The organism is Noviherbaspirillum sp. (genome assembly GCF_035254685.1).
GTDB lineage: Bacteria > Pseudomonadota > Gammaproteobacteria > Burkholderiales > Burkholderiaceae_D > Noviherbaspirillum.
This window is the reverse complement of sequence record NZ_DATFAI010000005.1, coordinates 1-12,023: the sequence shown is the minus strand read 5'-3', so window position 1 is coordinate 12,023 and position 12,023 is coordinate 1. Positions and strand designations below refer to the sequence as shown.

General features: G+C 60.7%; 9 protein-coding genes. 2 read left to right on the top strand and 7 right to left on the bottom strand.

Annotated elements, in window-relative coordinates:
* Positions 1–34: 34 nt before the first annotated feature.
* Positions 35–2,794: a bifunctional diguanylate cyclase/phosphodiesterase gene (locus tag VJ698_RS01195; RefSeq protein ID WP_324100818.1), complete on the bottom strand. Its 2,760-nt coding sequence runs from the start codon at positions 2,792–2,794 to the stop codon at positions 35–37.
* A gap of 74 nt (positions 2,795–2,868) precedes the next feature.
* On the opposite strand from VJ698_RS01195, the gene VJ698_RS01190 reads away from it, so the two are divergent.
* Positions 2,869–3,177 (top strand): hypothetical protein, encoded by a 309-nt coding sequence (locus VJ698_RS01190; RefSeq protein ID WP_324100817.1) that lies wholly within the window; start codon positions 2,869–2,871, stop codon positions 3,175–3,177.
* A 313-nt stretch (positions 3,178–3,490) separates the two neighbouring features.
* Positions 3,491–4,543 (top strand): aromatic amino acid DMT transporter YddG, encoded by a 1,053-nt coding sequence (gene yddG, locus VJ698_RS01185; protein WP_324100816.1) that lies wholly within the window; start codon positions 3,491–3,493, stop codon positions 4,541–4,543.
* Between the two features lie 75 nt (positions 4,544–4,618).
* On the opposite strand, the gene VJ698_RS01180 is transcribed toward yddG, so the two are convergent.
* The 6 genes from VJ698_RS01180 to VJ698_RS01155 form a co-directional block, all read right to left on the bottom strand.
* Positions 4,619–6,325 (bottom strand): tannase/feruloyl esterase family alpha/beta hydrolase, encoded by a 1,707-nt coding sequence (locus tag VJ698_RS01180; protein WP_324100815.1) that lies wholly within the window; start codon positions 6,323–6,325, stop codon positions 4,619–4,621.
* Between the two features lie 321 nt (positions 6,326–6,646).
* The gene (locus VJ698_RS01175) at positions 6,647–8,296 is read right to left on the bottom strand and encodes a 3-(methylthio)propionyl-CoA ligase (protein ID WP_324100814.1); all 1,650 of its coding nucleotides are present in this window, start codon (positions 8,294–8,296) and stop codon (positions 6,647–6,649) included.
* 115 nt (positions 8,297–8,411) lie between these two features.
* Positions 8,412–9,110: an ABC transporter ATP-binding protein gene (locus VJ698_RS01170; protein WP_324100812.1), complete on the bottom strand. Its 699-nt coding sequence runs from the start codon at positions 9,108–9,110 to the stop codon at positions 8,412–8,414.
* Positions 9,111–9,875 carry an ABC transporter ATP-binding protein gene (locus tag VJ698_RS01165; RefSeq protein WP_324100810.1) on the bottom strand — a complete coding sequence of 255 codons (765 nt, stop codon included), beginning with the start codon at positions 9,873–9,875 and terminating at the stop codon, positions 9,111–9,113.
* Complete coding sequence (locus VJ698_RS01160; RefSeq protein WP_324100809.1) at positions 9,872–11,164, bottom strand: branched-chain amino acid ABC transporter permease; 1,293 nt, start codon at positions 11,162–11,164, stop codon at positions 9,872–9,874. The genes VJ698_RS01165 and VJ698_RS01160 overlap by 4 nt, the downstream gene beginning before the upstream one ends.
* Before the next feature lie 13 nt (positions 11,165–11,177).
* On the bottom strand, positions 11,178–12,023 hold an 846-nt coding region (locus VJ698_RS01155), incomplete at its 5' end, for a branched-chain amino acid ABC transporter permease (RefSeq protein ID WP_324100808.1).

The window sequence follows — 12,023 nt, the reverse complement described above, 5'->3', positions numbered from 1 at the left end:
GCTTGACCTTTTTCCCTCCGCTGCACAGACGCCTTCAGATCGGCGCTGACCGTCTCACGCGCTCCCAGCCGTCGACATTGGAGTTCGGTCCCGACTGTTCGTGGCACCATTGTGCAAATTCTGCAGAGGGCAGTGGGCGGCTGAACCAGTATCCCTGCGCCTGGTTGCAACCATGCGCTTCCAGGAACAGCAAGGCATCTTCCGATTCGATGCCCTCGCCGTGGACGCTGAGCCGGAGGCTGCGTCCCAGGCCGATAATCGCCTGCGCTACGGTGCGGCTCGCCTGATCGCGTTCGATCCGCCGGACGAACGACTGGTCCACCTTGAGTTTGTCCAGCGGCAGGCTGGTCAGGCTGCTCAGGCTCGAATAACCGGTCCCGAAATCGTCCAGCGCCACACGCACTCCTAGTGATTTGATCCTGTTCAGTATTTCAACCGCTTCATTGACGTTCTCCATGACGGCACTCTCGGTGATCTCGATCTCAAGGCATGTCGGGTCCATTCCCGATTCCGTGATGATGCTGCCCAGCTTCTCGGCAAATGCGCGCTGCCTGAATTGCAGCGGTGACACGTTGACGGCGATGGCGATCCGTATTCCCTCCTGCAACCATGCGACGTGTTGGCGACAGGCTTCAGCCACTACCCATTCTCCCAGTTGCCCGATCAAGCCCGCGGATTCCGCAATGGGTATGAACCGATCGGGGCCGATGGCCGCTCCGTCGTCCGCCAGGCGCACCAGTGCCTCGGCACCGATCAACTTTCCCTTCTTGAGATCGATGACCGGCTGGTAGTGCAGTTCCAGCCCGCCATTTTTCAGGGCATCCCTGAGCCGCGTTTCTACCGCAAACGCCTCTACAGCCCGTCGGTCGAGATCCGGAGTGTAGAACCGATAGCCTGCCCGCCCCGCTTGCTTGGCCTGATACATGGCCAGATCGGCGGTGTGAATCAGGCTGTTGACATTGGCGGCATGGTCCGGGAAGTAGCTGATGCCGATCGAGGGTGATACGGAGACCTCTAGCGCTTTGATCTGAATCGGCTCGCTGATGCTGGCCACGACATGGCGGGCAACCGCCGCTGCCCGGTGATATACGCCATCCACGTGCGGGAGCACGACAACGAACTCGTCCCCGCCCAGCCGCCCGACCATGTCTTCCTGGCGCGTACATGCAACGAGGCGCCTGCCGACTTCCTGCAGCACCCGGTCCCCTGCCTCGTGTCCGTAAAGATCATTGATCGGCTTGAAGCGGTCGAGATCGATAAACAGCAGCGCGCCTCCCCCGTGACCACGTTGTGCCGCCGCCAGCAATCGCTCGCAATAGTCCATGACCAGCGCCCGGTTCGGCAACCCGGTCAATGGGTCATGCAGGGCTGCGTTGCGCAGTTTTTCCTCGGATGCACGCAATAGCGTCTCGGCGTGCCTACGCTCGGTGATGTCCTGAATCATTCCACGCAGGGCAATCACCTCGCCTCTTTCATTGCGGACTGCTTCGCCTCGGGCATTGACCCAGATGGAATGCCCACGCCCATGATTGACCTGGACTTCGAGGTTATAGCCCTTTCCGGTCCGGATCACCTCTTGCGAAGCGGCATTGATCCGCTCCCACGATTCCATGGGAAAAACAGTGCCGTTCCTTCCTGCAAAAGACGGAATCTCATGTCCATGGATTTCACGCAGGGATTCCGAGGTTCGCACTGCCCCGCTCGCCAGGTCCCAATACCAATTCCCGAACCTGGCGAGACGGTGTGCTTCCGCCAGCTCGACAGCGCGTTCCTGCAGCAACTCAGCCGCGCGTCCAATTGCGGAGGCAACTTCGGCAGCTTCCTTGATTGGCACTTCGGGGATTGGCACGACATCGCCATTGCCCAGCGCAACGGCAGGCGCTGTGAGCGCACTGACCGAGTGTGCGATGCGCCGGCTCATGAATCGCGCGAGCACCAGGCTGACTCCGAACACGGCTGCCACCCCGAGGGCAAGCAGCGAAAGGGTGTGCAAGAGCGTGCTTTCAACCGCGTGGCGCGGGATGCCGATCGCGACTCGCCAGTTGGTGACCGGAGAGCGGCTATAGAATGACAGAACCTGAAACCCATCGAGTGTCGTCGTTTCGATCGATCCCTCGCGCGACTTCGCCATCGACTCCAGCAATTTTGCATTGGCCTTGCGTCCGACGAACCTGTCGGGCAAGTGCGTACGTCCGGCAATCGTTCCGGTCCTGTCGAAGACCGCGGCGATCCAACCGGATGGCAAGCCCTGCTCTTTGAGAAGCGCGTTGAAATGCTCCGGCAAGATACCGATGCCCAGGTCATAGGCCACCCTGCCGTCGATGATCACCGGTACGTCGACACTCATGATCGGACGCTTGAGTACCGGGCCGATAAAGACAGTTGAAATAGTCGACTTTCCGGTTGCAAAGACCTCCCGGACCTGTTCCGGCGCGGGTTGCGGATTCAACGGTTTGCCATACTCCACCGCGGTATTGAGGATCTGTCGTCCGGCTTCGTTTCTAAGGACAAGGTTGGTACCCAAACCCGACAGTATCACTGCTTGCCGTGCCTGCTGATGAAAGTGGGAGAAATCGCGCCGGGCGAGCGCATCGGACACGGATAGGGTTTGCACAACAGCGCGTGCCCGGAGCAGTTGGTTGTCCACTGCTTGCACCAGGGCACGCGCGGTCTGGATCGTATCCTTTTCCTGCTGCGCACGACCTTGCCGGTATTGGTAGATGAAGAGGCCGGTTGCACCGAAGATTCCCGGCATCAGGCAGGCAAGTACAAGCAATATCAGGTAGGTCCGCACTGGCCATTGCGATACGGAGCGCGTGGCCCGCGACAAACGACTGGTCAGGTCTGCTTTATGGGAAGAATTCACGAATGCCTGGTTTCAAGCTTTCCGATTCGACCCTGCCTCGCGCAAAAAAATTCCGGTTCTTGCTGTGGCATTTGCCGACTTCCGCGGCAAGTGTGAAGTTGAATTTCGCGCGAATGGAAAATCCAGCGGATGCAGGCAAAGGGTGGCGGCCAGATGCGCATTTTGGCGCCAAAGCTGCAAGCACACTGTTTAACGTGCTACCGCCCATCAGACTAAAAAATTCCATGCTCAGGCAAGTTCGCCGCTGCATGCAAGCAGCAATTATCGACGTCGCGCTTCGCCTGGACAGCGCATCTACCCATGGCCAGTGAAGTACAGCCGCCGCGGACTCTTGTCCTGCCCTCGCTTGTCATTCACAACGGGAATGTCTGTTATTCGTTAACTAAAGCGGATTTTTTACTTACATATGAGTATTATTCTCTCTGTCTCCTCCAACTCTCCTTGAATTGGATTTACCCGCTGCCGCAAGGCCAGCGGGTTTTTTTTCGCCTGATTCGCAAGCATTCCCGCTTTCCCACTTGCGGATCCCTCAACGGGCTCTTGGAATCACCGCGTTAAAGGTGCAAGTTAGGCTAAGGAAAAATTTTCCTTTGTGCGCATATCAATCGAACAACCAAGAATCCGATGCAAATCGCCGTTGAGCGCTCGGCACTACTACTCACTACTCCCAAAGCCTGGTTTGTCCAAAAGCGACACTCGGCGTATCATTTCCGTCTTTTCCCTGCTGTCAGTCAACATTCCTGGCGGCGCCACGCTCTCGTGCTCACCTCCCTCATTTCACGTTCCCCGGCGCGCGCCGGAAATGCCGCCGGCATGCTTGCGATCCTTCTCTGGAGCTCTACCGTCGGCCTCATCAGAAGTATCAGCGAAGCTCTCGGTCCTGTTGGCGGATCTGCAATGATCTTTACGGTCAGCGGATTGCTGGCCGTCCTGTTCACCGGCATTCCTGCGATCCGCGGCATGGACCGAAAATATTTGCTGCTGAGTGGCCTGATCTTCGTTGGCTACGAAATCAGCCTCGCGCTTTGCCTCGGCTATGCGCATGGTCGCGGCCAGGCGATGGAGCTCGGCATGATCAATTACCTCTGGCCCAGTCTGACCATGTTGTTTGCAGTGCTGCTGCGCCAGCAATCCGCCTCGATCATGGTGCTGGCACCTGGCATCACGCTGGCTTTCCTGGGCATCGTATGGGTCATGAAGGGCAATGACGCCATCTCCGCGGCACGTCTGGCAGCAAATCTTGCCGACAATCCGCCAGCCTATGCCCTTGCTTTTCTGGCCGCTCTCCTCTGGCCGGCGTACTCCGTGCTGGCGCGCAAGTATGGCAATGGAAAGGGCGCAGTCGGCCTTTATCTCCTGGCGACCGCCGCTGTCCTGTGGATTTACTATCTTCTGAGCGACCAGCCAGCGATGCAAGTCAACGTGCACTCGGTAGCCGAGGTACTTGTACTGGGGACCTTCACCGCGGCCTCCTACAGTGCCTGGAATTTCGGTATCCAAAAGGGAAGCATCGGGCTGCTGGCGATTCTGTCCTACTTCACCCCGATCCTGTCGAGCTGGCTGGCGAGCGCCTGGCTTGGCGTCGCGCCGCCCATGGCGTTCTGGATTGGCGTTGCGATGGTGGCAGCGGGATCGCTCATGTCATGGTGGGCGACGCGCCTGCCGGAACGACAGTAGCGGCAGTAGCGCGTGCCCGCCAGAAGGACATCAAGGATGGCTGCGCCACTTCAATGTCCTTCATTGCCTGCGAGATCAGCTTGAACAGGTAAACGAGGAAGCGAGCTTCATGTCGCCCGTCCCGTTGTACTTCGGCCATTTTGGATAATCGCAGAGCGGTCGTGTGCGGCCCGGAACCCCGGCGGTATCCGTCACGATCTGATTTGCGGGGCTCGCACCTTTTTCAACCCAGTTTTCCAGTGCGGTCAATGAGTCCCATGTCGCATTGAAGGCCGAGCTGACCGCATGGCCGAGGCCCGCCACTTCGTAGTAGCGTGCAAACTTATCGACTTCCGATGGGCCCATCCGGCTCTGCAGGCGCTGGTAGTACTCTTCCGTAGCACGCGTGCTCACCAATATGTCGGCCAGTCCATGCGCCAGCAGCAGCTTGCCTCCCTTGGCGGCAAATGCATCCAGATTCACCTGCGTATCCAGCAGCGTGCTCAATTCACTGATCCTGCCTGCCCAGGGCCCTGGATTCTCAGGATCAAGGGAGAGCGAATCAAAGTCAGGATTGCGCGTCACCGAATACTTGATCCACTGATCCACCAGGAAGCTGACATACGGGCTCGTCCTTGGCATCGGCGTTGCGGGTTGCGAGGTGCCGAAGGCGAGGTAGGTGACCGTCGGCTGCAGCGGCGATGCATTGATCATGCCGAGATCCGCACCCCATACGTTGGACCCCGGATAATGATTTTCTCCGCTGGCGAGAGTGAAATTGAGGCGGGTGTCCGTGTTGAGCGTCTTGAGCGCCGCGATCTGCGCATCCGACAGACAGGTATCCCCGGTATCCGCACCACCCGCGCAACGCAGCGGATTTCCATTCAGCTGTGCAGTCGACGGATCGAAGATGGCATTACAGCGCTGCTGGTTGCTGATCAAACCATCCATCGCACCATCCAGCCCGTCGCACGCCGCCATTGCGGCATCGTACAAGACCTTGCGCTTGGCTTGATTCGGATAGGCGCCCGGTTGCGCCAGCGCGCGGGTTAGGCGCTGGCCGGCGAGCAGCGCAACCGCATCGTTCCATGCGGGATACCAGGAAATGGCCCCATCCCAGTCCGCCGGCCAGCGGGTGATGGCCGCCAAGGCTTCGCGCCCTCCGGTGGAACCGCCGGCGAAATATGCCTTCTGGACCTTGTCGGCCGCATAGCGGGCCTTGACCAGGAAAACGGCGGCGTCTCGCGTTTTCTTGATGGCATCTCCACCAAAATTCCGGGCGGATTCCTCATTGAGCGCGAATGAACCGTCCTGCGAGCCGTACGCATTGGCCTTGTGGCCCGAGTCACTGGCGAATGTCGCATATCCACGGCCGAGCGGTGTGGGCTGATCGACCGGCCCATTCGGCACATTGCCGACCACGTTCGGAATGCTTCCGTCGAATCCGCCGCCACCGAACATGAGAACCTTAGTGTTCCATGCTGTCGGCAACGCCACCTTGAATTGAATTTTCTGCGCATCCTTGTCGACCGGCGAAATGCTTGCCGTGACCAGGCAATGCTCGGGGATCGCACTGGCGCCGGTGCCGCTCGCTTGAACCACCGTGGCTGTATCGACGACGCCGCCCGATGTGGGCAGCCCGATCGCCGAAGCGGGAATGACGGTGCCGGGCAATTGCGCGCAGGTCAATGGTGCGGTGACCGACGCGGCTGCTGTGGTGGACTGGCTCCCGCCGCATGCCGTAAGCGCTGCCGCCGCGAAGGCGGTGCACGCAATCGGATAGGTAACTCTCCGGTGATTCATGCTGTCTCCTGAAATATGATTGTGGTCCGGCTGAACGTGCCTTTTTCGCCGCATGTCCAGCTTCTCTGAACGAACTACGCGATAAAGCCATTCAATTCTTGGCGATGCGTTTTTGGCATTCAATGTGTGGAGCACACATATAAAGTGCGAAAAAGATGTGGCCGCAACGCACCCTGATTGCAGGCAATGGAAATAATCTAAAGGGGAGCAAGCGGCAGTGCGCTTCTCCCCTCATCCTGCCGAGCATTACCAAAGCCTGGCATTTCACACGACAGGCTTTCCTGTTTTCAGCATCCGGCCAATCCAGGACGGAAGACAGCTTCAGGCAGGAAGCTTGTACTCCTTGAACTGCTCACGAACCCGGTTTTTCAGCACCTTGCCGGTGGCACCGATCGGCAGCGCATCCACAAAGGTGACATCGTCCGGCGTCCACCACTTCGCGATCTTGCCGTCGTAGAACCGGATCAGTTCTTCCTTGCTGATCTCGGCGCCGGGCTTTTTCACCACCACCAGCAGCGGACGCTCGTCCCACTTCGGATGGAATACGCCGATGCAGGCAGCCTGATGCACGGCAGGGTGCGCCATCGCGATGTTTTCCAGATCGATCGAACCGATCCACTCGCCGCCGGACTTGATGACGTCCTTGCTGCGGTCAGTGATCTGCATGTAGCCGTCCGGGCTGATGGTGGCAACGTCGCCGGTCGGGAACCAGCCGTCCTGCAGCACATCATCGCCCTCGCCCTTGAAATAGCTGCTGATGACCCACGGCCCCTTGACCAGCAAGTTGCCGTAGGCCTGGCCATCCCAGGGCAGTTCCTTACCGGCATCATCAACGATCTTCATGTCGACACCAAAGACCGGATGACCCTGTTTTTGCAGGACTGCCTGCTTCTGCTCCTCGGACAGGTCCATGTGGTGGCTCTGCAAGGTGCAGGCCGTACCGAGCGGCGACATTTCCGTCATGCCCCAGGTATGGAGCACGTCGACGCCGTAATCGTTGCGGAAGGTTTTCATCATCGCCGGCGGACAGGCCGAGCCACCGGTCACCATGCGCCTGAACGTGGAGAATTTCAGCTTGTTTTGGCCGACATGATTCAGCAGGCCGAGCCAGACGGTGGGCACGCCGCCGGACACAGTCACCTTCTCCTGTTCGAACAGTTCGTACAAGGATCTTCCGTCAAGTGAAGAACCCGGAAGCACCAGCTTGGCTCCAACCATGGGCACGGTGTAGGGCAGGCCCCAGGCGTTCACATGGAACATCGGCACCACCGGCAGCACGGTATCGCGCGCGGATATGTTCAGTGCATCGGGCATCGCCGACGCATAGGAATGCAGCACGGTGGAACGATGGGAATACAGGACGCCCTTCGGATTGCCGGTGGTGCCCGAGGTATAGCACAGGCTGGAGGCGGAATTCTCGTCGAACTGTGGCCACGCGTACTGGTCGGAACTGGCGTCAATCAGCGCCTCGTAGCACATCAGATTTGGAATGCTCGTCTTCTCCGGCATGCTGTCGAGACCGCACATCATCACATAGCCCCGGACCGTCTTGCATTGCGCGTGAAAGGACTCCACCAGCGGCAGCAGATTCAGGTCAAAGAACAAGTACTGGTCTTCGGCATGGTTGACGATGTAGGCGATCTGCTCCGGATGCAGGCGCGGATTGATGGTGTGCATCACCGCACCGGATCCCGAGATCGCGTAGTACAGCTCCATGTGGCGATAGCCGTTCCAGGCCAGGGTTGCGACCCGGGCGCCCATCTCCACGCCGAGGCCGGAAAGCGCATTCGCCATCTGGCGCGATCGCCTGTGGCATTCCCTGTAGGTGTATCGATGGATATCGCCTTCCATCCGGCGCGAGACGATCACCTGATGTCCATGGTATCGGTCGGCGTGCTGGATGACACTGGAAGTGAGCAAAGGCTGGCTCATCATTTGGCCCGTGACCGGGCTCATCGGATATGGCGACATGTAGTTCAGTTTTATCGATTGATGTTGAATGATGGCTTCGTCGTCCGGATTGCAGTGCGGTGCGTTGCAGTGCGTCGCGCTATGTTGCGCAGGACAACGAAAGCCGTGTGAGTGTTCAGACTTCCAGCCACTCCTTGCGCACGCTGGCATTGCCGCGCAGGTCGTCCGGCGTGCCCTCGAACACGATCGAGCCGTGCCCCATCACGTACACGCGCTGCGAAATCTCCAGCGCGATCGCCAGCTTCTGCTCCACCAGCAGCACCGAGATGCCCCGGTTCTTGAGCTCCTTGAGGTATTCCCCCACCAGGTCCACGATCTTCGGCGCCAGCCCCTCCGTCGGCTCGTCGATCATGATCAGGTCCGGGTCGCCCATGAGCGTGCGGCACAGGGTCAGCATCTGCTGCTCGCCACCCGACAGCACCCCGGCTGCCGTATGCTGGCGCTCCTTCAGCCGCGGGAACATGCGGTACATGTCGTCGAGCTTCCAGCGTGACTTCCTGCCCTTCTTCTCGCCCAGGATGAGGTTCTGCTCCACCGTCAGCGTCGGGAAGATGTCGCGGTTCTCCGGCACGTAGCCCAGCCCCTTGTGCGCCACCTCGAACGCCTTCAGCCCGGTGATCTCCTCGCCCTTGAAGCGGATCGAGCCGGTCACGTCCACCTGCCCCATGGCCGCCTTGACCGTGGTCGAACGCCCCACGCCGTTGCGCCCCAGCAGGCTGACGATTTCCCCTTCCCCCACCTGCATGTCCACCCCGTGCAGCACGTGGCTCTTGCCGTAAAACGCATGCAGGTCCTTGATCTCGAGCAATCCCATTTATGCTGCCTCCGCCGGCGCATGGCCGCCCAAATACGCTTCCTGCACCTTCTGGTTGGCACGGATGTTCGACGGCGTGTCGCACGCAATCACTTCGCCGTACACCACCACCGCGATCTTGTCGGCCAGCCCGAACACCACGCTCATGTCATGCTCGACCATCAGCAGCGTCTTGCCCACCGTGACCTTGCGGATCAGTTCCACCGCCGCGTCCGACTCCGAGCGGCTCATGCCCGCCGTCGGCTCGTCCAGCAGGATCACTTGCGCCCCGCCGGCAATCGTGATGCCGATTTCCAGCGCGCGCTGCTCGGCATAGGTCAACAATCCGGCCAGCGTGTCGCGCCGGCGCTTGAGGCCAATCTGCTCGAGCACCTGCTCGGCACGCTCCTGCGCATCCTTCAGGCCGTTCAAACGATGCCAGAAGGAATACTTGTAGCCGAGCGACCACAGCACCGCGCAGCGCAGGTTCTCGTACACCGACAGGCGGTGGAAGATGTTGGTGATCTGGAAGCTGCGCGACAGGCCGCGCCGGTTGATCTCGAACGGGCGCAGGCCAATGATGCTTTCGCCGTTGAGCAGCACGTCGCCGGCGCTCAGCGGAAAGCGCCCCGAGATCAGGTTGAACAGCGTGGACTTGCCGGCGCCGTTGGGGCCGATGATGGCGAAGCGCTCGCCTTGCGGCACCTTCAGGTTGGCGCCGCGGATGATCTCGGACTTGCCGAAACTCTTGCGCACGTCTTTCAGTTCGAGGGCCAGCACGCTCATGCCTGCTCCCTCCTGATCAGTTCTTCGATTTCGCTATTCACGTCGCCCCACGCTTGTTGAAAGGATTTCCTGGCATGCCAGAAGCCGAACCCGCCCACGGCCAGCAGCACGGCCGCGGCAAACCAGCCCGACGGCGCAGCGGTGTCGACTGTGAAGCCGAACAGTTTCATTTCGGTACCGTTGGCCGCATCCAGCGTCAGGTGGTACAGCATCTCGATCATCATCACGATGCCAAAGAGCGCCACGCCGGCCATGGCGCACGAGGCCCACAGGTGCGGCCAGATGCGCCGGAACTTGCCGTACTTGGCCACGCGCAGGTTCATCATGAGGATGCTGGCGATGCCGCCCGGGGCGTACATCACGATCAGGATGAAGAACACGCCGAGGTAGAGCTGCCAGGCGGTGGTGTATTCCGACAGCATGACCGTCAGAAACACGCCGATGATGGCGCCGATCATGGGGCCGAAGAAGAAGCCGATGCCGCCGATGAAGGTGAACAGCAGCACGCCGCCCGAGCGCAGCGCGCTGACGTTCTCGGCGCTGACGATCTCGAAGTTGATGGCCGACAGGCCGCCGGAGATGCCGGCGAAGAAGCCCGACAGGATCAGCGTCAGGTAGCGCGCCCACTGCGTGTCGTAACCGATGAACTCGACCCGTTCCGGGTTGTCGCGCACGGCGTTGATGATGCGCCCCAGCGGCGTCTGCGTGAAGGCGTACATGCCGATGGTGCTGATGAACAGCCAGAAGGCGATCAGGTAGTACACCTGGATCTGCGGGCCATAGGTGATGCCGAGGAATTTCTCGCCGTACACGCGGTTGGTGGAGATGCCGCCCTCGCCGCCGAAGAATTCGGGGAACATCAGCGAGCAGGCGAACACCAGCTCGACGATGCCCAGCGTGATCATGGCGAAGGTGGTGCCGGATTTCTTGGTCGTCACGTAGCCGAACAGGATGCCGAAGAACATGCCGGCCAGCCCGCCCACCAGCGGGATGAGGGTGACCGGCATCCAGATCGTGCCGGCCGTGGCGAGGTTCATCGCGTGGATGGCGAAGAAGGCGCCCAGGCCGGAGTAGACGGCGTGTCCGAAGGACAGCATGCCGCCCTGCCCGAGCAGCATGTTGTACGACAGGCTGAAGATCATCACGGTGCCGATCTGCGACAGGATCGACAGCGAGGCGCCCTTGTTGAAGATCAGCGGCGCGACGATCAGGATCACCGCGAAGGCGCCCCAGACCAGCCAGCGGCCGACATTGGCAGGCTTGTAAGTGAGGGTGTTTGTCATGGTCATGGTGTTCATCGGTTCAGCCCTCGCGTGTGCCCATCAGGCCGCGCGGCCTGAAGATCAGGATCAGGACCAGCAGCAGGTAGGGCATGATCGGCGCCACCTGGGAAATGGTCAGTTTCAGTACCGGGTAGCCGAAGGTGTCCGGCGTGACGGTGGTGCCGAAGCTGGCGAACAGCGTGGCGAAGGAATAGTCGAGCGCCACGGCGAAGGTCTGCAGGATGCCGATCAGCAGCGAGGCGAGCAAGGCGCCTACCAGCGAGCCCATGCCGCCGACCACGACCACCACGAAGATGATGCTGCCCACGGTGGCGGCCATGCCGGGCTCGGTGACGAAGGCATTGCCGCCGATCACGCCGGCCAGACCGGCCAGCGCGCAGCCGCCGCCGAACACCAGCATGAACACGCGCGGCACGTTGTGCCCGAGCGCCTCGACCATGTCCGGATGGGTCAGCGCGGCCTGGATCACCAGGCCGATGCGGGTGCGGGTGAGCACCAGGTAGATCGACACCAGCATCAGGATGGCGATGAGCATCATGAAGCCGCGGTAGGTCGGGAAGGTGGTGGTGAACAGGGTGAAGAGCGGGCCGTCGAGCTCGGGCGGGATGGGATAAGGCACGGCGGCCCGGCCCCACACCAGCTGCACCAGTTCGACCATGACGTAGGACAGGCCGAAGGTGAACAGCAGCTCGGGGATGTGGCCGTACTTGTGCACCGAGCGCAGGCCGTAGCGCTCGACCACGGCGCCGATGGCGCCCACCAGCAGGGGCGCGATCACCAGCGCCGGCCAGAAGCCGATCTGGCTGCTGACGGCATAGGCGAAATAGGCGCCGATCATGTAGAAGCTGGCATGGGCGAAATTGAG

Coding starts and splice junctions, on each gene's coding strand:
- VJ698_RS01170 (WP_324100812.1), bottom strand. CDS start 9,110: ATGGGATTGCTCGAGATCAAGGACCTGCATGCGTTTTACGGCAAGAGC.
- VJ698_RS01160 (WP_324100809.1), bottom strand. CDS start 11,164: ATGACCATGACAAACACCCTCACTTACAAGCCTGCCAATGTCGGCCGC.
- VJ698_RS01165 (WP_324100810.1), bottom strand. CDS start 9,875: ATGAGCGTGCTGGCCCTCGAACTGAAAGACGTGCGCAAGAGTTTCGGC.
- VJ698_RS01190 (WP_324100817.1), top strand. CDS start 2,869: ATGCCTGGTTTCAAGCTTTCCGATTCGACCCTGCCTCGCGCAAAAAAA.
- yddG (WP_324100816.1), top strand. CDS start 3,491: ATGCAAATCGCCGTTGAGCGCTCGGCACTACTACTCACTACTCCCAAA.
- VJ698_RS01175 (WP_324100814.1), bottom strand. CDS start 8,296: ATGTCGCCATATCCGATGAGCCCGGTCACGGGCCAAATGATGAGCCAG.
- VJ698_RS01180 (WP_324100815.1), bottom strand. CDS start 6,325: ATGAATCACCGGAGAGTTACCTATCCGATTGCGTGCACCGCCTTCGCG.